Annotated in this window: 23 protein-coding genes; 8 read left to right on the top strand and 15 right to left on the bottom strand. The window is 68.2% G+C overall.

Annotated features, from left to right (window positions below; genetic code table 11):
* Nucleotides 1-270: 270 nt before the first annotated feature.
* The 6 genes from HNR51_RS24860 to HNR51_RS24885 all read right to left on the bottom strand — a co-directional run bounded on the left by HNR51_RS24860 (nt 271) and on the right by HNR51_RS24885 (nt 5,131).
* The gene (locus HNR51_RS24860) at nt 271-684 is read right to left on the bottom strand and encodes a DUF1236 domain-containing protein (protein WP_012454488.1); all 414 of its coding nucleotides are present in this window, start codon (nt 682-684) and stop codon (nt 271-273) included.
* 184 nt (nt 685-868) lie between these two features.
* Nucleotides 869-2,050 carry a pyridoxal phosphate-dependent aminotransferase gene (locus HNR51_RS24865; RefSeq protein WP_182556709.1) on the bottom strand — a complete coding sequence of 394 codons (1,182 nt, stop codon included), beginning with the start codon at nt 2,048-2,050 and terminating at the stop codon, nt 869-871.
* Nucleotides 2,051-2,088: 38 nt separating this feature from the next.
* A complete protein-coding gene (locus HNR51_RS24870) occupies nt 2,089-2,280 on the bottom strand; it encodes a hypothetical protein (RefSeq protein ID WP_012454490.1) in 192 nt (63 codons plus the stop codon).
* Nucleotides 2,281-2,413: 133 nt separating this feature from the next.
* Nucleotides 2,414-3,832 (bottom strand): ATP-binding protein, encoded by a 1,419-nt coding sequence (locus HNR51_RS24875; RefSeq protein ID WP_182556710.1) that lies wholly within the window; start codon nt 3,830-3,832, stop codon nt 2,414-2,416.
* Nucleotides 3,833-3,839: 7 nt separating this feature from the next.
* On the bottom strand, nt 3,840-4,568 hold the full coding sequence (locus tag HNR51_RS24880; protein ID WP_141951570.1) for a response regulator: 729 nt from the start codon (nt 4,566-4,568) through the stop codon (nt 3,840-3,842).
* Complete coding sequence (locus tag HNR51_RS24885) at nt 4,568-5,131, bottom strand: MarR family winged helix-turn-helix transcriptional regulator (RefSeq protein ID WP_210280241.1); 564 nt, start codon at nt 5,129-5,131, stop codon at nt 4,568-4,570. Before HNR51_RS24885 ends, HNR51_RS24880 begins: the two co-directional genes overlap by 1 nt.
* Nucleotides 5,132-5,365: 234 nt before the next feature.
* Here HNR51_RS24885 and HNR51_RS24890 point away from each other — a divergent pair, with 234 nt between their 5' ends.
* The 3 genes from HNR51_RS24890 to HNR51_RS24900 all read left to right on the top strand — a co-directional run bounded on the left by HNR51_RS24890 (nt 5,366) and on the right by HNR51_RS24900 (nt 7,107).
* On the top strand, nt 5,366-6,253 hold the full coding sequence (locus HNR51_RS24890; protein WP_141951572.1) for a branched-chain amino acid aminotransferase: 888 nt from the start codon (nt 5,366-5,368) through the stop codon (nt 6,251-6,253).
* A gap of 77 nt (nt 6,254-6,330) precedes the next feature.
* Nucleotides 6,331-6,603 carry a DUF3072 domain-containing protein gene (locus HNR51_RS24895; protein ID WP_012454495.1) on the top strand — a complete coding sequence of 91 codons (273 nt, stop codon included), beginning with the start codon at nt 6,331-6,333 and terminating at the stop codon, nt 6,601-6,603.
* A 354-nt stretch (nt 6,604-6,957) separates the two neighbouring features.
* On the top strand, nt 6,958-7,107 hold the full coding sequence (locus HNR51_RS24900; RefSeq protein ID WP_114415955.1) for a Flp family type IVb pilin: 150 nt from the start codon (nt 6,958-6,960) through the stop codon (nt 7,105-7,107).
* A gap of 81 nt (nt 7,108-7,188) precedes the next feature.
* On the opposite strand, the gene HNR51_RS24905 is transcribed toward HNR51_RS24900, so the two are convergent.
* From HNR51_RS24905 to HNR51_RS24915, 3 genes are all read right to left on the bottom strand, one after another.
* Nucleotides 7,189-7,968, bottom strand: coding sequence for a DUF937 domain-containing protein (locus HNR51_RS24905; protein WP_182556712.1), 780 nt, complete (start codon nt 7,966-7,968; stop codon nt 7,189-7,191).
* 251 nt (nt 7,969-8,219) lie between these two features.
* Nucleotides 8,220-9,659, bottom strand: a complete 1,440-nt coding sequence (locus HNR51_RS24910) for an MATE family efflux transporter (protein ID WP_182556713.1) — start codon at nt 9,657-9,659, stop codon at nt 8,220-8,222.
* Nucleotides 9,652-11,550: a monovalent cation:proton antiporter-2 (CPA2) family protein gene (locus tag HNR51_RS24915; RefSeq protein ID WP_012454499.1), complete on the bottom strand. Its 1,899-nt coding sequence runs from the start codon at nt 11,548-11,550 to the stop codon at nt 9,652-9,654. The genes HNR51_RS24910 and HNR51_RS24915 overlap by 8 nt, the downstream gene beginning before the upstream one ends.
* 287 nt (nt 11,551-11,837) lie before the next feature.
* Between HNR51_RS24915 and ispH the strand changes: the two genes are divergently transcribed.
* Together ispH and thrB are read left to right on the top strand one after the other, a co-directional pair.
* Complete coding sequence (ispH, locus tag HNR51_RS24920) at nt 11,838-12,860, top strand: 4-hydroxy-3-methylbut-2-enyl diphosphate reductase (RefSeq protein WP_012454500.1); 1,023 nt, start codon at nt 11,838-11,840, stop codon at nt 12,858-12,860.
* Between the two features lie 98 nt (nt 12,861-12,958).
* On the top strand, nt 12,959-13,924 hold the full coding sequence (gene thrB, locus HNR51_RS24925; RefSeq protein ID WP_182556714.1) for a homoserine kinase: 966 nt from the start codon (nt 12,959-12,961) through the stop codon (nt 13,922-13,924).
* A gap of 45 nt (nt 13,925-13,969) precedes the next feature.
* On the opposite strand, the gene HNR51_RS24930 is transcribed toward thrB, so the two are convergent.
* On the bottom strand, nt 13,970-14,452 hold the full coding sequence (locus HNR51_RS24930; protein WP_012454502.1) for a peroxiredoxin: 483 nt from the start codon (nt 14,450-14,452) through the stop codon (nt 13,970-13,972).
* 124 nt (nt 14,453-14,576) lie between these two features.
* Here HNR51_RS24930 and HNR51_RS24935 point away from each other — a divergent pair, with 124 nt between their 5' ends.
* Nucleotides 14,577-15,185, top strand: a complete 609-nt coding sequence (locus tag HNR51_RS24935) for a YqgE/AlgH family protein (protein WP_182556715.1) — start codon at nt 14,577-14,579, stop codon at nt 15,183-15,185.
* 37 nt (nt 15,186-15,222) lie between these two features.
* Here HNR51_RS24935 and HNR51_RS24940 read toward each other — a convergent pair whose 3' ends face one another.
* From HNR51_RS24940 to HNR51_RS24950, 3 genes are all read right to left on the bottom strand, one after another.
* On the bottom strand, nt 15,223-16,287 hold the full coding sequence (locus tag HNR51_RS24940; protein WP_182556716.1) for a zinc-binding metallopeptidase family protein: 1,065 nt from the start codon (nt 16,285-16,287) through the stop codon (nt 15,223-15,225).
* 174 nt (nt 16,288-16,461) lie between these two features.
* Nucleotides 16,462-19,137: an alanine--tRNA ligase gene (gene alaS / locus HNR51_RS24945; protein ID WP_182556717.1), complete on the bottom strand. Its 2,676-nt coding sequence runs from the start codon at nt 19,135-19,137 to the stop codon at nt 16,462-16,464.
* 93 nt (nt 19,138-19,230) lie between these two features.
* On the bottom strand, nt 19,231-19,959 hold the full coding sequence (locus tag HNR51_RS24950) for a helix-turn-helix transcriptional regulator (protein ID WP_182556718.1): 729 nt from the start codon (nt 19,957-19,959) through the stop codon (nt 19,231-19,233).
* Between the two features lie 74 nt (nt 19,960-20,033).
* Here HNR51_RS24950 and HNR51_RS24955 point away from each other — a divergent pair, with 74 nt between their 5' ends.
* A complete protein-coding gene (locus HNR51_RS24955) occupies nt 20,034-20,636 on the top strand; it encodes a glutathione S-transferase family protein (RefSeq protein ID WP_182556719.1) in 603 nt (200 codons plus the stop codon).
* A 91-nt stretch (nt 20,637-20,727) separates the two neighbouring features.
* Here HNR51_RS24955 and recA read toward each other — a convergent pair whose 3' ends face one another.
* The gene (recA, locus tag HNR51_RS24960) at nt 20,728-21,828 is read right to left on the bottom strand and encodes a recombinase RecA (RefSeq protein WP_012454508.1); all 1,101 of its coding nucleotides are present in this window, start codon (nt 21,826-21,828) and stop codon (nt 20,728-20,730) included.
* A 587-nt stretch (nt 21,829-22,415) separates the two neighbouring features.
* On the opposite strand from recA, the gene HNR51_RS24965 reads away from it, so the two are divergent.
* Complete coding sequence (locus HNR51_RS24965) at nt 22,416-22,619, top strand: hypothetical protein (RefSeq protein WP_182556720.1); 204 nt, start codon at nt 22,416-22,418, stop codon at nt 22,617-22,619.
* 23 nt (nt 22,620-22,642) lie between these two features.
* Here the strand turns inward: HNR51_RS24965 and HNR51_RS24970 are convergent, their stop codons facing one another.
* Nucleotides 22,643-22,858 (bottom strand): hypothetical protein, encoded by a 216-nt coding sequence (locus HNR51_RS24970; RefSeq protein WP_012454510.1) that lies wholly within the window; start codon nt 22,856-22,858, stop codon nt 22,643-22,645.
* Nucleotides 22,859-22,918 lie beyond the last annotated feature (60 nt).

The following is a 22,918-nucleotide window of genomic DNA, read 5'->3' on the forward strand; positions in this document are numbered from 1 at the left end:
CTCGCTCAAACATCGTCTCGGACGAATAAACGAACGAAGACATGGAGCGTTGCGTCCGGAATCGCTGTCTGCCGTCCGCATCGCGGCGGAACGACGCCGGACATTGATCATCCGCTGCCCGAGTGTCGGACGAGGCTTCGTCGCGAGCGATGACGAGGCGCCTGTCTGCCGGGGCTCCGTGGGCGCAACCCGTCCACGAAAACGGCCCCGGCAGAGGCTGCCGGGGCCGGATGGCGCCGCCCGTTGTGGGCGGCCCACGGTGTGGTCGTGTTAGTCGAGCACTTCGATGATGCGGTGACGGCCATCGACCAGCACCGGACGGTCGTTGACCACGGTGTAGCGGGTGCCGCGGGTGACGTTGTACTCGTTCGGCACGTCGTAATAGGTCACGCCGGACGACGGCAGGGTCGAGCCGACGACGACGCGGCCGTCATAGTCGTAGGAGCGGACATTGCGCTCACGGACATAGGAGCGGAAGCGGGGACGATCCTCGACACCGAGGATGCCGCCGATCGTGCCCGTGGCCGCGCCGACCGCGCCGCCGACGATGCCACCGATCGGGCCGGCCGCATCCGCGCCTTCCTGAGCGCCGCGTTCAGCGCCGCGCAGGGTGCCCTGAGCCTGGGCAGCCATGGGGAGGGCGAGGGCGATGGCCGAGGCGGCGAGAAGGGTCTTGATCTTCATTCCAGCGTCTCCGTCGTTGTGAGGTCCGCTGCGAACCGAGCGCAGCGAAGCATGGGCCGGTAACGCCCGAGTCTGGAATTCGGATGCATGGAAAATCGAGAAAGGCCGAGATTGTCGATCACGGCCCGAATCGGGATCGCGACCTTCCCGATCCTGTCGCTGGAAGGGATGAAAACGTTTGGGCTCAGTCGGGACGACGTACGGCCAGGAACCGACCGATCCGCTCCAGGGCCCGCGTGATGTTCTCGGCCGAGTTGGCGTAGGACAGGCGCAGATACCCCTCGCCGTGCACCCCGAAATCGGGGCCGCCGATCACCGCCACACCGGCTTCGTCGAGGAGTGCGGCGGCGAGCGCCTTGGCCTTCCAGCCGGTCCGGACGACGTTCGGAAAGGCGTAGAAGGCGCCCCTGGGCGTCACGCAGGACACGTTGGGCAGTGCGTTCAGGCCGTCCACGACGAGCCCGCGGCGGCGGTCGAACTCGGCCACCATCGCGGCGACGCAGTCCTGCGGCCCGTCGAGGGCGGCGACCCCGGCCCATTGGGTAGCGGCATTCACGCAGGAGAACGAGTTCACCGCGAGTTTGCGGGCGGCGTCGTAGAGCGGCTTCGGCCAGACCGACCAGCCGAGCCGCCAGCCGGTCATCGCGTAGGTCTTCGAGGCGCCGTCGAGATAGATCAGCCGGTCGCGGATCTCAGGGTAGGCGAGCAGGGAGACATGCGCCTGCCCGTCATAGGTCATGGTGCCGTAGATCTCGTCGGACAGCACCGCGACGCCGGGATGGCCGGCGAGGCCGGTCACGAGGGCATCGATCTCGGCCTTCGGCGTGACGCCCCCGGTCGGGTTGGCCGGCGAGTTGACGATGAGGAGGCGGGTGCGCTCGGTGATCAGCGCGAGTGTTTCCTGCGCCGAGAAGGCGAAGCCGTTGGCCTCGCGGATCGGAACCGGCACCGGGGTCGCCCCGGTGAACTCGATCATCGAGCGATAGATCGGGAAGCCGGGATCGGGATAGAGGATCTCGGCGCCGGGCTCGCCGAACATCAGGATCGCCATGAACATGGTGACCTTGCCGCCCGGCACGATCATCACCGCGTCGGGCGAGACTTCGACGCCGTGGCGGCGCTGGATGTCCCGCGCCACCGCCTCACGCAGCGGCGGAAGGCCGATGGCCGGCGTGTAGCCGTGATGGCCGTCGCGCAGGGCCTTGATGCCGGCCTCGACGATGTGCGGCGGCGTCGGAAAGTCCGGCTGCCCGATCCCGAGATTCACGATGTCGCGGCCCTGCGCCGCGAGCGCGCCGGCGCGGGCGAGGACGGCGAAGGCGTTCTCCTCGCCGATCCGGCCGAAGGAAGGTGCGATCTGCAGCATGGCCTCGACCTTCCCTCAGGCGCCGGCCGGCGCCGGGCTCAACCGTGCGAGCGCGCGGCGAGGCGGCTGGCGGCAAACGAGATCGCGCCGCCGACGACGAACAGGATCGCGAAGGTCTTGACCGCGGCGTAGAACAGGGCCGGCTCGATCCCGGTATCCGTGAAGAGCACGGCGCAGACGGCCGCGATCGGGAGGAGCAGCACGACGAAAAGCGGCACCAGCGGGTTCATTCGACGTCACTCGCGTTCATGAGGGGCCGCGGGACGGCCCGAAGAATAATGCGCGGCGGTCTTAGCATCGCCGTTCCCTCGGAGGAAACTCCCGCGCTTCAGATTCCTGCGGCCCGAACCGTCGGAATCTCGTTCAGGCGGGGATGCGAACCGTCGCACGCAGGCCGCCGAGAGGACTGTCCTGCAGACCGACATCGCCACCATGGGCGCGGGCGATGTCGCGGGCGATGGCGAGGCCGAGCCCCGAGCCCCCGGCATCCTGGCGCGCGTCGTCGAGGCGCACGAAGGGTTTGAACACGTCCTCGCGGCTCTCCGGCGGGATGCCGGGGCCGTCGTCGTCGATCGAAACGAGGAAGGCGCGATGCTCGCGCTTGCCCGAGATCGCCACGGTGTCGGCGTAGCGCGCAGCGTTGGCGGCGAGGTTGAACAGGCAGCGCCGCATCGCGTCGGGCCGCACGGTGACGAGAGGGCTGCCCTCGATCTCGACCGCCTCGACATGGGCGCCGAGCCGCTCGACGTCGCTGCGCAGATCCTCCAGCAGGGTCCGCATGTCGGTCTCGGCGGCGGTCTCGGCGGAATCGCCGCGGGCGAAGGCGAGATAGCCCTCCAGCATCCGGCTCATCTCGTCGACGTCGCGCTGGAGATCCTCGACCTCGGGCGTCTGCTCGACCAGGGCGAGGGAGAGCTTGAACCGGGTGATGATGGTGCGCAGATCGTGGCTGACGCCGTTGAGCATCGCCGTGCGCTGTTCCATGGCGCGCTCGATGCGCCGCTTCATCTCGATGAAGGCGTGGCCCGCCTGCCGGACTTCGCGGGCGCCGCGGGGCTTGAACTCGATCTCGCGGCCCTTGCCGAACCCCTCCGCCACCGCCGAGAGGCGCAGGATCGGCTTGATCTGATTGCGCAGGAACAGGATCGCCACGCCGAGCAGCACCAGCGACGAGCCGGTCATCCAGAGCAGGAAGATGTGGGAATTCGAGGCGTAGGCCTGATTGCGCCGCGCGGTGACCCGCATCACGCCCTCGGGGATCGCCACGCGGATCTCGATGAGGTTCGAGCGGCCCACCGTATCGATCCAGAACGGGCGCCGGATCTGGCGTCGGATCTCTTCGGACAGCACCTCGTCGAGGATCGAGAAGAACGGGCGCGGCCCCGGGCTCGGCAGCTTGGCACCCTTCAGGATGTCGATGTCGAGGTTCAGCCGCTCGCCGGCGATGCGCGTGAGGGTCTCCGCGTTCCTGTCCTGCGGGTAGGACTCGTAGATGTCCATCAAGGCGGCGACGTCGGCCGTCACGGCCGCCGAGAGCCGGCGGGTCACGAGCTGCCAGTGGCGCTCCATGAAGGTGTAGGCGATCACCGACTGGAGCAGCACCATCGGCGCGATGATGATGATCAGCGAGCGGGCGTAGAGCCCCTTCGGCAGGGCGTCGCCGATGGCTCGGCTGATGCGCCGCCACAGCTTCCGGATCCGGCCGAAGACGCCGCCGAGCGCGCCGGTCCGGCGGGACCCGGTCCGAGATTCGCCCGATGAGAGGCCGGCGGGGACCGCCATGGGATCCTCAATCGATGGCGAGGCGATAGCCGACGCCGCGAACGGTGTGCAGGAAGCTCGGATTGGCCGGATCCGGCTCGATCTTACGGCGCAGGCGGTTGATCTGCACGTCGATGGTGCGTTCGGCCGCCAGACCGCCGTTGCCGGCGAGCGTCTCGCGCTCGACGTTGCCGCCCCGCGCCTGAGCCAGCATGGTCAGGATCTCGCGCTCGCGTTCGGTGATCTTCACCGGCTCGCTCTCCCGGCGCAACTCGCCCCGGTCGGCGCGGAAGCTGAACGGACCGAAGCTGACCGCATCCTCGCCGGAAAAGCGGGTCTCCGGCACGGCGGCGTGGCGGCGGATGATGTTGTTGAGCCGCAGGATCAGCTCGCGCGGCTCGAAGGGCTTGGGCAGGTAGTCGTCGGCGCCGATCTCCAGACCCGTCACCCGGTCGTTGGGGTTGGAACGGGCGGTCAGCATCAGGATCGGCACCCGCGAGGTCTCGCGCACCGAGCGGGCATAGTCGAAGCCGCTCTCGCCGGGCATCATCACGTCGAGCACGAGGGCGTCGAACACGAAGCATTGCCCGCGCAGACGCGCCTCGGCGGCGTTCGCGGCGGCCGTCACGCGAAATCCCTGCTCGGAGAGGAACCGGGACAGGAGCTCGCGCACCCGGCGGTCGTCATCGACGAGCAGGATGTGGGGCGCATGGTCCGGAAGCTCGGGGCGGACCCGGAGGGCGGTCTCGGCCGACATCAGGCGCGCACCGTCGCGCGGCGCGCCATCAGGCGACGGATCGCGGCCCGCTCGGCCGGCTCGATCATCGCGAGCAGGAAATCCTGGGCGGAGGCGGCGCGGGTTCCGCGTCCGCCCTCGGTCTCTTCGTCCTCCGCCGGCGCATCGAGGGCCCGCACGATGCGGCGGACCTGGACGCGCGTCAGGTCGGCCGTGAGTGCCCGGCCGGACGGGGTGCAGAACAGGAGCCGCTGACGCCGGTCGCTGGTGCCGGTCTGCTGCTCGACATAGCCCTGATCGATCAAATCCTTCAGCACCCGGTTGAGGCTCTGCTTGGTGATGCGCAGGATATCGAGGAGTTCGGCGATGGTGAGGCCAGGATAGCGGTCGACGAAGTGCAGCACCCGGTGATGCGCCCGGCCGAAGCCGTACTGCGCCAGGATCCGGTCGGGATCGCCGACGAAGTCGCGGTAGGCGAAGAACAGGAGTTCGATCAGGTCGTCGCTGTCGCCGCCCGTCGCGGGACCGTTGGTGAGTGCGGTCTCACCGGCGGCCTGATGGCCCATCTCGGCGTCTGGCGTCATCGCAGGGTTCACGTCGTGAGGACCTCGGTCGGCGGCAGATCGCGGGGCTTCGGAGGGCCCGGGAAGATAAGTCAGTGTTGTTGACATATCTCAGCCCCGTTGCTACCCGTCAACCCTGCCGGTCCATCCGCCCGCCGCATCGTCCCCGTTCGGCGACCCTGCGCCCGCGCGCCGGCTCCTGCCCCACCCTGCGACCCCGCGCTTCGCCGAGGCCGCGCAGAGGAACTTCGAAAAATGTCCGTGATTCCCTTCGATGAGCGCGAAGGCACGATCTGGTTCGACGGCGCAATGGTGCCGTGGCGCGAAGCGAAGATCCACGTGCTCAGCCACGGCCTCCACTACGGATCGTCGGTGTTCGAGGGCGAGCGGGCCTATGGCGGCCGGATCTTCAAGAGCCGCGAGCATTCCGAGCGTCTGCGCCGCTCGGCCCAGCTCCTCGATTTCGAGATCCCGTACTCCGTCGATCAGATCGAGGCGGCCAAGGCCCAGGTGCTGTCGACCAGCGGGCTGCAGGACGCCTATCTGCGCCCCGTGGCGTGGCGCGGCTCGGAGATGATGGGCGTCGCGGCGCAGAAGAACACGATTCATCTCGCCATCGCCGCCTGGGAATGGCCGAGCTACTTCGATCCGGCGACCAAAATGAAGGGCATCCGCCTCGACATCGCCGATTACCGCCGACCCGATCCGCGCACGGCGCCCTCCACCTCGAAGGCGGCGGGTCTCTACATGATCTGCACGATCTCGAAGCACCGGGCCGAGAACAAGGGCTACGCCGACGCGCTGATGCTCGACTGGGAGGACAATGTCGCCGAATGCACCGGCGCGAACGTCTTCTTCATCGCCGACGGCGTGATCCATACGCCCCAGGCCGACCGCTTCCTCAACGGCATCACCCGTCAGACCGTGATCGAGCTGGCCAAGCGCCGCGGGATCGAGGTGATCGAGCGCCGCATCCGTCCCGAGGAGATGACGGGCTTCTCCGAGTGCTTCATCACCGGCTCGGCCGCCGAGGTGACCCCGGTCTCTGAGATCGGGCCCTACCGCTTCACTCCGGCGGCTCTGACCAAGACGCTGATGGACGACTACCTCGCCGAGGTGCAGCCGCGGGCGGCCGCCGCCTGAGATCCGGCAACGATTCCGTTCCGGGCGCATCGTCGCCCGGAACTTCGCGGCCGGCCCGACGTTCATGAGAACAATCCATGAACGATGTGAGTGCGTCGATGACCGGCAAGACGACCAAGGACCAGGCTGCGGCCGAGAATCCGAAATCCGATCCGACCGACGAGTCGAACCGGATCAAGGATCCCGACGAATGGACCACCGGCTCGGAGCCGATGACGGGGGCGCAGGCGTCCTATCTCAAGACCCTCTCCGAGCAGGCCAAGGAGCCGGACGCTTACGCGGCCGATCTCGATAAGGCGGAGGCCTCCAAGCGCATCGATGCCTTGCGCAAGGAGACGGGCAAGGCCTAACCCATCAGGGGCCGGGTATTGGTTCCGACACGTTCGGCCGGCGGCGGGGCCAACCGGCGCCGGTCATTGGAAAGCCTGGATTATTTCTCCGTCATTCTTGTCGGAATGCTGATCAAAAATCAGCAAAAAATTCCACCTACCAGTCATTCCTACAGGACGCTTCCTGCGGCGTTACAGTTAGTGAGATGATCGGACTTGCAGGAGTTTTTCCGGTTGGCCCTTAAGGTCGTTGCAAGCTTCGGAGTTTAGATTGCTGCCACAGCCAACTCGCGTGGACGATCTGCCGTGTCTCAAACTGCTTCTATCCGGCAGGTCCGTCGCTTGATCACTCTATTACGCGACGCCGCTGGGCGTATGTCACAGCACGACGGAGGAGCGACCGCCATCGAGTATGGGTTGGTTTGCACCTTCGTAGCGTTGGCGATTTTGGTAGGGCTGCAGTCGTTTGGAAGTACATTGACCGAGGTATTTCCGAAGGTGGTGAGTTTTCCGATCCTGGAGTAGCACTCCATTGGTACGGCGGACAGCTTGAGGACGGCAGATATTTATATTTAAATTCGGCGTCGTCTTCGTTTCAGGTCATTGTCAGTCCTTGCTGCCCGGCTTGCGCTTGTGCGCGGCAGCCTCATTTGACCTGCGAAATGACGGCTTTTGAGGAGGGTTAACGTCCGTCGCTGGCGGCACCGTCCCAGGCTTCGGCTGGCTCCAGAACGCGTCGAACGCGTCCTTCATCGCCTTGACGTTCTGCTCCTGAACCTCGGCTCCGGTCTGGAGCATCTGCTGAATCACCTCCATCGACGCCTTGGTCGCGTCCGGCATCGGCGGAGCCTCGGCTTTCCGGCGCGGCTCGGGCGGCCGGGTCGCGGGCGCGGGGGAGGGCACCATCTGCGTCGCCGCGGCGCTGAGGCCGTTGAACCAGTCCGTCCAGAACGTCCCCATCGGATAGGAAGGGGGGGGCGTCTCGGCGGCCGGTGCCGCGGCGGGCGGATTGAGGACCAAGTGAACGATGCCGGCCACGATCATGCCGGCCATGATCGGCAGCATCTGCCGGAGTGCCTGCGCTCCGATCCCGCTCGCCGACGATGCCTGCTGAATCACCGTCTGCGCGAGCAGGGGCGAGCCGAACAGCCCCGTCAGCATGTCCGCGCTGCCCTGCGGCGACGCCTTGCCGGGCTGGGCGAGGCCGAACAGGCGGCCGAAGCCCATCGGGTCGGTTCCGGCGTTACGCATGAGGCCCATGGACAGCGCCGGCAGCAGAGCCTCCATCGCGCGACGGGTTTGATCCGGCGTGAGGCCGAATTGCTGACCGAAGGCCTGTACGCTCGCGTCGCCCTGGCTCTGGAGGATGTCGAACATCGTGTACATGGCCGGGCGCCTCGAAGCAGCAACGGTCCGGATCCCGAACGCATCAGGCCGTGCCATGACAAGGGCGCATGGCGTCGACCCATCCCGTCCCGGCTGCGCCGCCGATGATCGCCGCCACGCCCGCCGGAGGCTCGCCGGAACGGCCTCGCCCGCGAGTGTGTCGCAACCGGGCAGGGCTGACCAGCCGTAAGCCCGATTTCACGCCGATTTCCCTAGGGATTGCAGGACCGCGGCTCGTGCCCGCGGAAATGTCAGAGCGACATCCCGCTGGAGGGCGCCGCCTGCACCGCCTCGGCGGCGGGCGGGTCGACGGCAGCCGTCTCGGCCGGAACGCCGCGTTCCAGCCGGCCCACGGTGCGGAAGGCGAGGGCGAGGCCCGCCACACCGAAGGCGACGGAGCCGATACCGGTGCCGGCGATCACGCCCTCGGGCCCGTACCACGCGGCGCCCAGCAGGGCGGGCGGCACCGTGCCGACGGTCGCGCGGCCCCAGTTCAACAGGGTCGAGAGGAACGGAAAGCCGAGATTGTTGAACGAGGCGTTGCCGAGGAACAGGAGCCCGTTGAAGAACCAGACCGGCCCGCTCACCAGACAGAAGAAGCCGAACAGGTCGGCGGCTACGCCCTTGAGTTCGAAGGCGCCGGCCAGCGGTCCCCTGGCGAGCGCCAGCAGCAGCCAGACGAGGAGGACGTAGAGCGCCGTCACCCCGGCTCCGACCCGGAGCACGCCGCGCATCCGGTCGAAGCGGCCCGCGCCCCAGTTCTGGCCGAGGATCGGGCCGATCGAGCCCGACATCGCGAACAATCCGCAGAACGCGACCGGCGCGAGGCGGTCGATCACCACGTTTCCGGCGATGGCCGCGGGTCCGAAGCCGGACAGGGCATGCGCCACGAAGGCGCTGGCCACCGACGGCGCGAGGTTCGTCAGCACCGCCGGTAGGGCGATGCGGGCGACGAGCGGCAGGTCGCCGAGGACCGCCGCGAGCCGGGGCGGTTCGAGCATGCGGTAGCGCCGGACCCCGACCCAGCCGATGGCGACGAAGGTCACGCGGGCGACGCAGACCGCGAGTGCCGCACCGTCCACCCCGAGACCGAAGCCGAAGATCAGGAGCGGATCGACGAAGATGGTGACGATGCCGCCGCCGAGAGTCACGTACATCGCCTCCCGCGCCGCGCCGACCGCGCGCAGCAGGCCGGTGAACAGCATGCCGGGTCCGAGCAGCAGGTTCGAGGGCAGGCTGATCCAGAGGTAGCGCTTGGCGACGTCCAAGGTGTGTCCCTCCGCGCCGATCGCGGAGAGCAGCGGGTCGAGCACGGCGAGCAGGAGGGCGGCCAGAAGCGCGGAGGCGATGGCGCAGTGGACGGTGACCGAGGTCGCGATCCGCCGCGCCCCGGCCGGGTCGCCTGCGCCGATCGCCCGCGAGACCAGGGCGCCGGCGGCGATCATCAAGCCGATATTGATGGCGATGGCGAAGAACTGGACGATCGAGGCGAAACCGACGGCGGCGGTGAGTGCCGGGTCTCCGAGCTTCGAGACGTAGAACAGCGACAGGAGATCGACGGCGAAGATCGCCATCAGCCCTACGGAACCGGTCGTGCTCATCACCACGACGTGGCGCAGGATCGAGCCCGAGACGAAGCGCGCGGCGCCGTCGTCCCGCCCCGGCTCCGACGCGGCGCCTGCCTTAGGCATTCGGCTCGGCATCCTCGGGTTCGAGGGCGCGGGCGGCCGATTCGTGCGGCTGCGCTTCGATCAGGCCGCGGGTCTCAGCACTGAGCGCCCGCGACGGACTCTTCGGTGCCGTCAGTGGCTCGGGCCGCAGTTCCGGCGTGCCGCGCAGCCAGCCGGAACCATCCGGCATCGCACCCGCCTGCTGGAGCACGAGGCGGGCGACGTCCCGCTTGCGCACGTCCTCGACCCGGCGCGCAGCGGCCTCGGCAGGCAGTCCCAGGCTCTCGAGCGTGGCGCGGCCGAAGCCGAGGGCGGATTCGACGGTCTCGCGGAGCTGGAAATCGACGTCGCGGTTCATCAGCTCGATGGCGTGGGTCCGGTCATAGGCGCGCACGAAGGTGCGCACGTTCGGGAATTCCTCGTGGACGATGTCGACGATCTTCAGCGCCGCCGGCGCGTCGTCGATGCAGACGCAGATCAGCTCCGCCTTGGCGAGGCCGGAGGCGCGCAGCACGTCGAGCCGGGTGCCGTCGCCGTAATAGATCCGGAAGCCGAAGCTCGTGGCATTGCGGATCTGCTCGACGTCCTTGTCGATGACGGTGATGTTGATTCCTTCCGCCAGCAGCACCTGCGCCAGGATCTGCCCGAAGCGACCGAAGCCCACCACCAGCACGCGGGTATCGCCGGCTTCCTGCGCCTCGCCGACATCGGAGGGCGGCTCGGCCTCCTTCGGGCGCCGGGCGATCAGCGCGTCGAGGCCCTTGGCGGCGATGGGGCCGACCAGCATCGTCAGGGCGGCCAGCGCGACGCAGAAGCGAGTCACGTCGGAGGCGAGGATGCGCAGGTCGCCCGCCGCCGGCAGGATGACGAAGGCGAATTCGCCGGCCGGCGCCAGCACCGCCGCGCCCCGCAGGGCGTCGAGCCAGGGCGAGCCGAACAGGCGGAACAGACCCGCCACCAGGGCGATCTTCACCGCGATCGCCGCCATGGTCGCGGCGAGCAGCGCCAGCCAGTGATTCGTGAGCAGGCCGCCGTCGATCGACATGCCGACGCTCATGAAGAACAGGCCGAGCAGCATGCCGCGGAACGGCTCGATATCGGCCTCGAGCTGGTGGCGGAAGTTTGATTCGGCCAGCATGACGCCGGCGAGGAAGGCGCCCATGGCCATGGAGAGGCCGGCCTCCTCCATCACCAGGGCCGTGCCGAGCACGACGAGGAGGGCGGCCGCGGTCATCACCTCGCGCCCGCCCGCCGCCGCCAGCAGGCGGAAGAACGGGTTCAGGCCGTAGCGCCCGACGAGGACCACGCCTGCCACCGCCACGGCGGCGCGGCCGGTGGAGCGCAGGCCCTCGTCGAGCCAACCGTCCTTGGGCGTCGCGCCGGCCGAGGCCAGCAGCGGCAGCAACGCCAGGATCGCCACCACCGAGATGTCCTGGAACAGCAGGATCGCGAAGGAGCGCCCGCCATAGGGCGAGCCGAGATCGCCGCGCTCCTCGAGCAATTGGAGCGCGACCGCCGTGGCCGAGAGGGCGATGGCGATGCCGACGACGCCCGCGGCGGCCGGCGTGAGGCCGTAGGCGAAGGCCGCGCCGGCGATGACGAGCGAGCACAGGGCCAACTGAGCGGTGCCGAGCCCGAAGATGTCGCGCCGCATCGAGACGAGCCGCGAGATCTCCAATTCGAGCCCGACGATGAAGAGCAGCAGCACCACGCCGATCTCGGCGACGCTCGACGCCGTCTCGGGCTCGGCGATCAGCGAGAAGCCGGCCGGACCGATCACCACGCCCGCGACGAGGTAGCCGAGCACCGCGCTCTGGCCGAGCAGGCGCACGAGCGGCACCCCGATCACCGCCGCCGACAGGAAGGTCAGCACCGGCGGCAGGAAGCTGGCATGGTCCGTGGCGCTCGCCATGAAAGCCCGTTGCCTCGCTGGTTCTTGAGGGGAGAAGGGCTTCCCCTTAGCCCGCCGGCTCCCGCATCGCGAGGGTGATTCGCGTGTCGTTCGTCACATAACCTGCCCCGCCGCAGGGGCAGGACTGCCACAGGGGAGGGGATGCAGGCCCCCCGGGCGGATGGCGGGGGTCACGGATCGCGGTGGGCGTGCTATGTAAAAGGTGACGGACAGGCCCTGGCCTGTCGCGGCTTTCGGGCTGGCCGCTGTTGACAGACCCGGCCACCCCTCTCCACATCCGCCGGATCATGAGCGCTGACACCATCAACCTCACCGCTGACCCGAACCGGGTCCCGCAGCCGGCCGTGACGGGCGACAAACCGCCCCTCGAGATCCTGCTCTGCGCCCCCCGTGGCTTCTGCGCGGGCGTGGTGCGCGCCATCGACGTGGTGGAGCGGGCGCTGGCGATCTACGGGGCGCCGGTCTACGTCCGCCACGAGATCGTCCACAACAAGTACGTGGTCGAGACGCTGAAGCGGAAGGGCGCCGTGTTCGTACGCGAACTCGACGAGGTGCCCGATAGCGGTGCGCCCGTCATCTTCTCCGCCCACGGCGTCGCCAAGACGGTGCCGCAGAACGCGGATGCCCGCGGGCTGACCACCATCGACGCCACCTGCCCGCTGGTGACGAAGGTCCACCGCGAGGCCGAGATCCACCACAAGCGCGGGCGCCATGTGCTGCTCGTCGGCCATTCCGGCCATCCCGAGGTCGTCGGCACCATGGGCCAGCTGCCCAAGGGCTCGATCACCCTGGTCGAGGACATCGAGCAGATCGATGCGCTCAACCCGCCGGCCGATCAGGCGCTCGCCTGGGTGACGCAGACGACCCTGTCGATCGACGACACCAAGCACATCGTCGAAGCCCTCAAGGCCAAGTTCCCGGCGATCCACGGCCCCCACAAGGACGACATCTGCTACGCGACCACCAACCGCCAGGAAGCGGTCAAGGAAGTCGCGCCGCGCGTCGACGCGCTGATCGTGGTCGGCTCCTCGAACTCGTCGAACTCGCAGCGCCTGCGCGAGGTCGCCGAGCGCGCCGGTTGCCCGATCACCCGCCTCGTCCTGCGGGCGGAAGAGATCGATTGGGACGCGTTCAAGGACGTGCGCCGCCTCGGCCTCACCGCCGGCGCCTCGGCGCCGGAGGTTCTGGTGGAGGAGATTATCGACGCCTTCGCCGCGCGCTTCGACGTGACGGTGGATCAGGTCTCGGTGACCGTCGAGGACATGTCCTTCCCGCTGCCGCGCGAACTGCGCAGCGAAGCCGCCGAGTAGGTCGGCGGCCCCGCCGGCCTCCGACGCGAGGCTGGCCGAACGACCCCAGGGGCGCCCACGGCGCCCCTTTCTCTTGCGCGAACCCGGCAGCGGCACCCGTGGCGGTCTACACCGACGTATCCGACGAGGCGCTGCGCGCCTTCCTGCAGGAATACGAACTCGGCGAATTGCTCTCCTACAAGGGCATCGCGGAGGGCGTCGAGAACTCGAACTTCTACCTGCACACCAGCACGGGCCACTACATCCTCACCCTCTATGAGAAGCGGGTGAGCGAGGCGGACCTGCCGTTCTTCATCAAACTGATGGGCCATCTGGCGCGGGCCGGCCTCGCCTGCCCGCAGCCGGTGCGCAACCGTGCCGGCACGGCCCTGGGGCGTCTCTGCGGCCGTCCGGCGGCCATCGTCACCTTCCTCGAAGGCGTGTCCCTGAGCCGCCCGAATGCGGAACATTGCCGGGCGCTCGGCGCTGCGCTCGCCGGGCTTCACGCGGCGGGCCGCGACTTCCCCATGGTGCGCGAGAACAACCTGTCGGTGGGGGCGTGGCGCCCGCTCTTCGCGCAGGCCGAGGCGCAGGCCGACACGGTGGCCCCCGGGCTCGCCGCCCGCACCCGCGCCGATCTCGATATCCTGGAGGGGGCCTGGCCGAAGGACCTGCCGGGCGGCGTCATCCACGCCGACCTCTTCACCGACAACGTGTTCTTCATCGGCGACGCGGTGTCGGGCCTGATCGACTTCTACTTCGCCTGCACCGACGCCTTCGCCTACGATCTGGCGATCAGCCTCAATGCGTGGTGCTTCGATGCGGACGGCACCTTCCACCGCGACAAGGCCGGCGCGATGCTCGCGGGCTACGATGCGGTTCGGACGCTGGAACCTGCCGAGATCGCGGCGATCCCCGTGCTGGCGCGCGGCGCGGCCATGCGCTTCATGCTGACCCGCCTCGTCGACTGGCTCAACGTGCCGCCGGGCGCCCTGGTGCAGCCGAAGGACCCGCTGGAATACGACCGCCGGCTCGCCTTCCACCGCACCGCCGCGGATGCGCGGGATTACGGCTGGGAAGGATAGGAATCGAACCCTCCCCCGGCGGGGGGAGGGCTCGGGTCGGATGGATCAGAGCACCTTCAGCAGGGCTTCGGCACCCGAGACCTCGGCCTTGGACGGGGTGTCCTCGACGTTGAGGATGCGTACCACGCCGTCCTCGACCACCATCGCGTAGCGCTGCGAGCGCGGGCCGAGGCCGAAGCCCGAACCGTCCATCTCGAGCCCGATTGCCTTGGCGAACTCGGCATTGCCGTCGGCCAGGAACTCGATGCCCTCGGCGCCGCTCTGCTGCTGCCACGCGTTGAGCACGAAGATGTCGTTGACCGAGGTCACGGCGATGGCGTCGATGCCGCGGGCCAGGATCTCCTCGCGCTTGGCGACGAAGCCCGGCAGGTGGTTGCGGTGGCAGGCCGGCGTGAAGGCGCCGGGCACACCGACGAGAACGACGCGCCGTCCCTTGAACACGTCGTCGGTGGTCTTGGCCTGCGGACCGTCCGGCCCATTCACCCGGAAGGTGGCCTGGGGCAGGTGATCGCCAACCTGAATCGTCATCCGCACACTCCTCGGCAAAAGCCACGAACCGTTAGACGCGCTTGGCGCACCTGTCGAGGCACGGCCGGCCCGCCGGCGCGTTTGCCTTATGGATCAATGGCAGCCACCGCATTACGATAGTCCGATGCTGAGCCCCGACCCCGCGCGCAAAGACCCGGCCTATCTCGACGGCCAATTCCTCGTGGCCATGCCGGGGATCGGCGACGAGCGATTCGCGCGCGCGGTGATCTATCTCTGCGCCCACTCGGCGGATGGGGCGATGGGCATCATCGTCAACAAGCCGGTTGCGGATCTCAGCATGCCGGATCTGCTGATCCAGCTCGACATCGCCAGCGAATCCGACGCGATCCGCCTGCGCGAGCAGGTCGGCCACATGCCGGTGCTGATGGGCGGGCCGGTCGATGCCAAGCGCGGCTTCGTACTGCACACCGCCGACTTCCACATCGACCAATCGACGCTGCAGATCGACGAGGGCGTGTGCCTCACGGCGACGGTGGAGATCCTGCGCGCCATCGCCGATGGGCGCGGACCCTCGAATGCGGTGCTGGCGCTCGGCTATGCCGGCTGGCAGGCAGGCCAGCTCGAGAACGAGATCCTGGCCAACGGCTGGCTCAACTGCCCGGCCGATCCCGACCTGATCTTCGATCCGGGACTCGGCACCAAGTACGATCAGGTGCTCCGGGCGATCGGCATCGATCCCGCCATGCTCTCGGCGGACGCGGGACGGGCCTGACGCGCAGGCCCGTTGCCTGTTTCATGCGAGAACGGCCTCACACCCGTCCATGCACGAGATCGTGGATGAAGCCGAGCTTCGCCACCACCGGCGGAGCGAGCACGAAGGGATAGAGGTCGCCCTCGCCCATAGCCCGGCTGACACTGTTCATGGCGAAGACGAAGGGCAGCCACGCATCGATGATCTGCTCGATGCTGTCAGCCTGGTAGGGGTCGAAGTCGACATGCGTGGCCAGATCGCCCTCGACATCGGCCTTGGGCTTCACCTGCAGGCCGAAGGCGCTCGCCATCTCCAGGGTATCGACGATGTGGAGATAATGCGCCCAGGTCTCGGCAAAATCCTCCCAGGGGTGGGTGGTGGCGTAGGCTGAGACGAAGGTCTCCTGCCAGTTCGGCGGCGGACCCTGGTCGTAGTGGCGCTGGAGCGCGGCGCCGTAATCCTGCGAATCGTCGCCGAACACGGCCCGGCACGGCTCGAGCTTGCCGGCGTCGCGCACGAGGATGTCCCAGTAATGGTGACCGACCTCGTGACGGAAATGGCCGAGCAGCGTCCGGTAGGGCTCGCCCATGGCGGTGCGGCGCTTCTCACGCTCGGCCGGGTCGGCCTCGACGAGGGCGATCGTGATGACGCCGTTCTCGTGGCCGGTCATCACCTTGGGACCGCTCGCATCCGGCGGATCGGCCAGGAAGTTGAAGATCAGGCCGTGCTCGGCATCCTCGGCACGGGTCTTCAGCGGCAGGTTCCAGCGCAGCAGGGTGTAGAACAGCCGGTGCTTGGCGTGTTCCATCTCCCGCCAGCGCTCCAGATTCACCTCGTCGCTGACGTCCGGCACGATGCCGTTGTGGCGGCAGGCGAGGCAGAAGGCGTCGGTGGTGCCCGGTGGCACCATCCAGTTGCAGGTGTCGTGCGCCGCGTTGGTGCAGAGGAAGCTCGGTCGCTCCGGCGCGGCCAGCGGCATCCAGGCGTTGTTCTCGCCGGTAGGCTCGAGAGCCGAGATGCGGCCGAGCTGCGGCAGGTAGGCGAGCCGATGGCCGCAGCGCCCGCAGGAGCGATTCTCGAAATAGAGGACGTTGTCGCAGGATTGGCAGCGGAAGAGTTTCATCGGCTCACGGGACGTTGACGCCCCGTGCGGGGTCCGGCGGTGGGGCCGGATCAGGGCGCGGGACGCGCCGGGCTCGGGGCCCGGAGGCGGCGGGGATCGCGGCCAACCAAGCCGCGAACCCGCTCACCGTTCCGTGAGAGGAGAGATTTTTCTTCGTCGGTTTCCGCAGGCTGATCAGGCAGCCGCCAGCGCCTCGGCGATCGCCGCAAGGGCCGCCTCGGCGCCATGGCTGTCCGGGCCGCCGGCCTGGGCCATGTCGCGGCGTCCGCCGCCGCCCTTGCCGCCGAGATGGCCGGCACCGGCGCGCACCAGTCCGACCGCGTCGTAGCGCCCGGTCAGATCCTCGGTGACGCCGACGACGAGTCCGGCCTTTCCGTCGGCGGAGACGCCGACGATGGCGACGATGCCGGAGCCGAGCCGGCTCTTGCCCTCGTCGGCGAGACCCTTCAGGTCGCGCATCTCGACGCCCTCGACCACGCGCGCCATCAGCCGCACGCCGTTGACCTCACGGGCCTCGTCGCCGCCGCCGGACGCTCCGCCCATGGCGATTTTCTTCCGCGCGTCGGCCAGTTCCTTTTCCAGCCGGCGCCGCTCCTCGATCAGGGTGGAGAGCCGCTCCGGCACGTCCGCGACTGGCGCCTTGAGCAGGCCGGCGAGCTGGCTGAGCGTCCGGCTTTCCGTGGCGCGGTGGCGGCGCGCCGCCGTTCCGGTCATCGCCTCGATCCGGCGCACGCCGGCACCCACCGCGCTCTCGCCGATCACGGTGATCTGGCCGATCTCGCCGAGTTGCGACACGTGGGTGCCGCCGCACAGCTCGATCGAGAAGTTCGGCAGGCGACCCTCAACCTCTTGGCCTTCGTCGTCCACGGGGCGGCCCATGGAGACGACGCGCACTTCGTCGCCATACTTCTCGCCGAACAGGGCGCGGGCGCCCGACTCGATCGCCTCGTCCACCGCCATCAGCTTCGTGACCACCGGCGCGTTCTGCAGCAGCACCGCGTTGGCGATTTCCTCGACGCGGGTCAGCTCCGCCTCGTCGATGGGCTTGGGATGGCTGATGTCGAAGCGCAGGCGCTCGGGGGCGACGAGCGAGCCCTTCTGCGCCACGTGGTCGCCGAGCACCTGACGCAGCGCCTCGTGCAGCAGGTGGGTCGCCGAGTGGTTGGCGCGGATCGCGGAGCGGCGGGCGTGATCGACCTTCAGCTCCACCGCGGCGCCGAGGGACAACGTACCCTCCTCGACCGTGACGTGATGCACGAACAGGTCGCCGAGCTTCTTCTCGGTGTTGGTCACGCGCGCCTTGAGACCGGGGCCAGAAATCGTGCCGGTATCACCGACCTGACCGCCGGATTCACCGTAGAACGGAGTCTGGTTGACGACGACGATGCCGCTCTCGCCGGTCTTCAGCGTCTCGACCTCGCCGCCCTCGCGCAGGAGCGCGCCGACCACGGCTTCCGCGGTCTCGGTTTCGTAGCCCAGGAACTCGGTGGCGCCGGTGCGCTCCTTGATGCCGAACCAGACCGTCTCGGTCGCGGCCTCGCCCGAGCCCTGCCAAGCGGCGCGGGCGGCCTGCTTCTGGCGCTGCATCGCGGCGTCGAACGCCTGTGTGTCGACGCCGATGCCGCGGGCCTTCAGGGCGTCCTGGGTCAGGTCGAGGGGGAAGCCGTAGGTGTCGTAGAGGGTGAAGGCGGTCTCGCCCGACAGGTTCTGGCCGGCGCTCAGATCGCGGCTCTCGGCGTCGAGGATGGCAAGCCCCCGCTCCAGGGTCTTGCGGAAGCGGCCTTCCTCGAGCCGCAGGGTCTCGGAGATCAGCGCCTCGCTGCGGACGAGTTCGGGGAAGGCCTGCCCCATCTCGCGCACGAGGGTGGGGACGAGGCGGTACATCACCGGATCGCGGGCGCCGAGCAGTTCGAGGTGGCGCATGGCGCGGCGCATGATCCGGCGCAGCACGTAGCCGCGGCCCTCGTTCGAGGGCAGCACGCCGTCGGCGATCAGGAACGAGGTCGAGCGCAGGTGGTCGGCGATGACCCGGTAGGAGGCGCGGGTCGCGGGCTCGGGCGCCCGGGACACGGCGTGGGCCACCGCGTCGATCAGGGCACGGAACAGGTCGGTGTCGTAGTTCGAGTGGACGCCCTGGAGGATCGCGGCCATCCGCTCCAGGCCCATGCCGGTATCGATCGAGGGGCGGGGCAGGGGATTGCGCACCCCCGGCTCGACCTGCTCGTACTGCATGAAGACGAGGTTCCAGAATTCGAGGAAGCGGTCGCCGTCCTCGTCCGGGGAGCCGGGCGGGCCGCCGGCGAGCGCCGGGCCCTGGTCGATGAAGATCTCCGAGCACGGGCCGCAGGGGCCGGTATCGCCCATCTGCCAAAAGTTGTCGGAGGTGCCGATGCGGATGATCTTGTCGTCACCGAATCCGGCGATCTTCTTCCAAAGGCCCGCCGCCTCGTCGTCGTCGGCATAAACGGTGACGAGCAGCCGCTCCGGCGTGAGCCCGAACTCCTTGGTGATCAGCGTCCAGGCCAGCTCGATCGCATCGGCCTTGAAGTAGTCACCGAAGGAGAAGTTGCCGAGCATCTCGAAGAAGGTGTGATGCCGGGCGGTATAGCCGACATTATCGAGATCGTTGTGCTTGCCGCCGGCGCGAACGCACTTCTGTGACGAGGTCGCCTTGACGTAGGGACGCTTCTCGACACCAGTGAAGACGTTCTTGAACTGCACCATGCCGGCGTTCGTGAACATCAGCGTCGGGTCGTTCTTCGGCACCAGCGAGGACGAGGGCACCACCGCGTGCCCGGCATCCCGGAAGTAGTCCAGGAAGGTCGATCGGATCTCGTTGACGCCGCTCATCGGATAGGCTCGAAAATCATGTCGCGTCGGGAGCCGGCTGATGGGCAGCGCGGCAGCATTGTTGCGCCCTCATACGGGCCTGCGCTGTGCGAGTCACGTCGGCTCGTTGTGCGCAGGTCCGGCTCGGGCCGCGAAACCCCCGCCGGCACGCAATTCGGCGAGGTAACCGCGCAGCAGCGCCGCCCGCCGCGGGCGGAAACTGGTCCCCACCGGGCCCGCCTCGCGGATGCGATCCAGCCGGAACATGCGGAACGCCTCGCGCAGGCAGCACCACGCCAGCAGCGTCATCTTGCTGTCGAGATAGACCACGGAGAGCGGCAGGATCGTCCGCTCGGTGACGGCACCGTCCTTGTCGGCGTAGCGCAGCCGCAGCGCCTCCTCGCGCCAGCAGGCGGTCCGGATCGTCTCCATGTCGGGGATCGCGGGAAAGCGCGGCTCGGCGCGGCGGACCTGCGAAACCGCGTGGAGCAGATGCTGCTCGGCCCGGTCGGGAAGGGTGGCCGCGACCTTGGCCACCACCGAGGCGGCGGCCTGCTCCAGGGCCGGATCGCCCATGTGACGAACCTCGGCGAGGCCGAGCACCAGCGCCTCGATCTCGATCCGGTCGAAGGTTTGCGGCGGCAGGGCGACGTCTTCGATCAGCCGGTAGCCGTAGCCCCGCTCGCCCTCGATGCGGGCGCCCGCCGCGCGCAGGCTGTCGATGTCGCGGTAGAGCGAGCGCAGCGACACCCCGGTCTCCTCCGCGAGCCGCGCGGCGGTGACAGGGGAGGGCAGGATGCGCATCGCGTGCAGCAACCGGAAAAGCCGATCGGTCCGGGCCATCGTTCAACTGACGGAAGTTGGCAGTTGGCCTTGGCTACACCGTCTCCCGTCAACCCGCCAGCAGGAGGCCACCGATGATCACCCTGTTCCACTCGCCCCGCAGCCGTTCGACCCGGATCGTCGCGCTCCTCAAGGAGCTCGATGCCCTGGACGCGGTGCGCATCGAGGTCGTTACCATTCCGCGCATGGACGGATCGGGCGGCCGCGATCCGCGCAACCCCCATCCCGACGGCAAGGTGCCGCTGCTCGATCATGACGGCGTCCTGGTGTGGGAATCGAGTGCGATCATTCAGCACCTCGCCGAGCTGTTCCCGGCGTCCGGCTTGGGCATCCCGGTCGGAGACCCGCAGCGCGGTCCCTACCTGAGCTGGCTGGCATGGTATGCCGGCGTCGTCGAGCCGGTGCTGACGCTCAAGGCCCTCGGGCTCGAACACCCGGCTCTCGGCCGTACCTTCCGCACTGAAGCGGAGGTCGTGGCGCGGCTCGCCAACGCCGTGAGCGACCGCCCGTTCTTGCTCGGCGACCGGTTCACCGCCGCCGATCTCCTGCTGCACTCGCCCTATGCGTGGTTCGGAAAGCCCGGTCTGCCCGAGATCGATGCCTGGGTGGATCGCTGCATGGACCGGCCCGGCGCCCGCTTCGCAGCCGATTTCGATGCGCGGCACGCGGCGATCTAACCTCCGGCGTTCAATCCGAAGAACCAAAGAAAAGGCCCGCCGCGATCGCTCGCGGCGGGCCTTTTCCGTTCCGACGGATCAGGCGGAGCGCTTACGCCTCGCCCTCATCCAGATCCTCGGCCGTCGGCTTCGCGTTCTCGAGGATCCGGTCGGCGACCAGCCCTGAATTCTGACGGATCGACGCCTCGATCTTGTTGGCGATGTCGGGGTTGTCGCGCAGGAAGCCCTTGGAATTCTCGCGGCCCTGGCCAAGGCGCTGGCTGTCGTAGGAGAACCACGCGCCCGACTTCTCGACGATGCCGGCCTTCACGCCGAGGTCGATCAACTCGCCGACCTTCGACACGCCCTCGCCGAACATGATGTCGAACTCGACCTGCTTGAAGGGCGGCGCGACCTTGTTCTTCACCACCTTGACGCGCACCGAGTTGCCGATGGCCTCGTCGCGGTCCTTGAGCGTCGAGACGCGGCGGATGTCGAGGCGCACCGAAGCGTAGAACTTCAGCGCGTTGCCGCCGGTGGTGGTCTCCGGGCTGCCGTACATCACGCCGATCTTCATGCGGATCTGGTTGATGAAGATCACCATGCAGTTCGAGCGCGAGATCGAACCGGTGAGCTTGCGCAGGGCCTGGCTCATCAGGCGCGCCTGGAGGCCCGGCTGGCTTTCGCCCATCTCGCCCTCGATCTCGGCGCGCGGCGTCAGAGCGGCGACCGAATCGACCACGAGCACGTCGATGGCGCCGGAGCGCACCAGCGTGTCGGTGATTTCGAGTGCCTGTTCACCGGTGTCGGGCTGCGAGATCAGCAGGTCGTCGAGGTTGACGCCGAGCTTGCGCGCATAGACCGGGTCGAGGGCGTGCTCCGCGTCGACGAAGGCGCAGACGCCGCCCTTCTTCTGGGCCTCGGCGATCGTGTGGAGCGCCAGCGTCGTCTTGCCCGACGATTCGGGACCGTAGATCTCGATCACCCGGCCGCGCGGCAGGCCGCCGACGCCGAGCGCGATGTCGAGGCCGAGCGAGCCCGTCGAAACGGTCTCGACCTCCTGCACCTTGTCGGTCTTGCCGAGGCGCATGATCGAGCCCTTGCCGAAGGCGCGCTCGATCTGCGTCAGCGCAGCCTCGATCGCCTTGGACTTGTCCTTGTCGGCTGCTGCCATTGTCGAGGAATCCACCATCTTCAGCGCAGGCTGGGCCATCGCGAGGCTTCCTTATGCATGGGAGGGGCACGGCGCTCAATCCGCCGGAGCTGATGCATTTCGTACCTGTTTTGTTCTCATCCCGCAAGAGCTGCGCTGCCGATTTTCCACGCAAGCCGCGTCGTAGTGCCGCGCCTCCTGGCCGAGATCGACGAGACGCACACTTCAGCGACTCGATAATTTAAAATATAAAAGAGAAAAGTGAGAGTTGCCGCGACCGGATCTGAGGGTTTCGGAACGGTATGTGCCGTCCCCATCCATCGCATCATCGACTATAGTCCAATTCATATCGAATGTCCTAGTGCTGTATAGGTCAATCGTATTCCATCAAATATGACATGGTTCAAGTGGAAGGCCTTCGCAATTCAACAGGGCAGTCATGTCGGGCAACGTAAAAAAAGAAACCGGTTCCCGATTTCTGTGCATCCAAATCGAAGCTCGCCTTCGCGGATCGCGTGACGGTGCTCGGAGAGGAACACGGGGGCCCGATCGGCCGGCCCGGCATCGCGCACCCGATCAGGGAGGGCAGGAGGCGGACAATCCGACCGTGCCTACGCCTCCGCTCGGTGAAGGGTAGGGCGGTCCCTATGCCGAACGATGTGGATGAACTCCGGGAGGCCGAGCGCCTTCTGCGCGAAGCGGAAGCGAAACTGCGTCCGGCCGCGACGTTTCGGCAACGAACGCTCCTGCAGATGATCCTGTTCGAGGTGGACCGCAGTCTGCAATCGAGAAACGAAAATGGGCCGATCCAGTCTGCGGTCGAATCCGAGCGCGACGGCGCCGACGACTGACGTCCGGCCGGTCTTGGCGAAAATCAGGGTATGCCGCGGGCAGCACGCCACGTGCGAAGCGCCCGCTGCCGCTCTTCGAAAGCCCGTCGCAAAGCCGTACCGGCCTCACCCTTGAGCGTAATCGGCATCAAGGCCTCCTCATCGGAGGGCCGGCCTGACGCCTGCTTGAGCGCTTGGCGCCATTCCGCGTCGGCGAGGGCAAGTTCCACATCCGTCACGATGGTGCGGTCATCGTCCATGGCAAGGCCCTGGCACCTCGCATCAACGCCGACGGACGATCCGCTCCGCCGCGCTCGGGT

Origin of the sequence: Methylorubrum thiocyanatum, from assembly GCA_014138645.1 — a bacterium.
Taxonomy (GTDB): Bacteria; Pseudomonadota; Alphaproteobacteria; order Rhizobiales; family Beijerinckiaceae; genus Methylobacterium; species Methylobacterium thiocyanatum.

Coding starts and splice junctions, on each gene's coding strand:
- HNR51_RS24860 (WP_012454488.1), bottom strand. CDS start 684: ATGAAGATCAAGACCCTTCTCGCCGCCTCGGCCATCGCCCTCGCCCTC.
- HNR51_RS24865 (WP_182556709.1), bottom strand. CDS start 2,050: ATGCTGCAGATCGCACCTTCCTTCGGCCGGATCGGCGAGGAGAACGCC.
- HNR51_RS24870 (WP_012454490.1), bottom strand. CDS start 2,280: ATGAACCCGCTGGTGCCGCTTTTCGTCGTGCTGCTCCTCCCGATCGCG.
- HNR51_RS24875 (WP_182556710.1), bottom strand. CDS start 3,832: ATGGCGGTCCCCGCCGGCCTCTCATCGGGCGAATCTCGGACCGGGTCC.
- HNR51_RS24880 (WP_141951570.1), bottom strand. CDS start 4,568: ATGTCGGCCGAGACCGCCCTCCGGGTCCGCCCCGAGCTTCCGGACCAT.
- HNR51_RS24885 (WP_210280241.1), bottom strand. CDS start 5,131: ATGACGCCAGACGCCGAGATGGGCCATCAGGCCGCCGGTGAGACCGCA.
- HNR51_RS24890 (WP_141951572.1), top strand. CDS start 5,366: ATGTCCGTGATTCCCTTCGATGAGCGCGAAGGCACGATCTGGTTCGAC.
- HNR51_RS24895 (WP_012454495.1), top strand. CDS start 6,331: ATGAACGATGTGAGTGCGTCGATGACCGGCAAGACGACCAAGGACCAG.
- HNR51_RS24900 (WP_114415955.1), top strand. CDS start 6,958: ATGTCACAGCACGACGGAGGAGCGACCGCCATCGAGTATGGGTTGGTT.
- HNR51_RS24905 (WP_182556712.1), bottom strand. CDS start 7,968: ATGTACACGATGTTCGACATCCTCCAGAGCCAGGGCGACGCGAGCGTA.
- HNR51_RS24910 (WP_182556713.1), bottom strand. CDS start 9,659: ATGCCTAAGGCAGGCGCCGCGTCGGAGCCGGGGCGGGACGACGGCGCC.
- HNR51_RS24915 (WP_012454499.1), bottom strand. CDS start 11,550: ATGGCGAGCGCCACGGACCATGCCAGCTTCCTGCCGCCGGTGCTGACC.
- ispH (WP_012454500.1), top strand. CDS start 11,838: ATGAGCGCTGACACCATCAACCTCACCGCTGACCCGAACCGGGTCCCG.
- HNR51_RS24930 (WP_012454502.1), bottom strand. CDS start 14,452: ATGACGATTCAGGTTGGCGATCACCTGCCCCAGGCCACCTTCCGGGTG.
- HNR51_RS24935 (WP_182556715.1), top strand. CDS start 14,577: ATGCTGAGCCCCGACCCCGCGCGCAAAGACCCGGCCTATCTCGACGGC.
- HNR51_RS24940 (WP_182556716.1), bottom strand. CDS start 16,287: ATGAAACTCTTCCGCTGCCAATCCTGCGACAACGTCCTCTATTTCGAG.
- alaS (WP_182556717.1), bottom strand. CDS start 19,137: ATGAGCGGCGTCAACGAGATCCGATCGACCTTCCTGGACTACTTCCGG.
- HNR51_RS24950 (WP_182556718.1), bottom strand. CDS start 19,959: ATGGCCCGGACCGATCGGCTTTTCCGGTTGCTGCACGCGATGCGCATC.
- HNR51_RS24955 (WP_182556719.1), top strand. CDS start 20,034: ATGATCACCCTGTTCCACTCGCCCCGCAGCCGTTCGACCCGGATCGTC.
- recA (WP_012454508.1), bottom strand. CDS start 21,828: ATGGCCCAGCCTGCGCTGAAGATGGTGGATTCCTCGACAATGGCAGCA.
- HNR51_RS24965 (WP_182556720.1), top strand. CDS start 22,416: ATGCCGAACGATGTGGATGAACTCCGGGAGGCCGAGCGCCTTCTGCGC.
- HNR51_RS24970 (WP_012454510.1), bottom strand. CDS start 22,858: ATGGACGATGACCGCACCATCGTGACGGATGTGGAACTTGCCCTCGCC.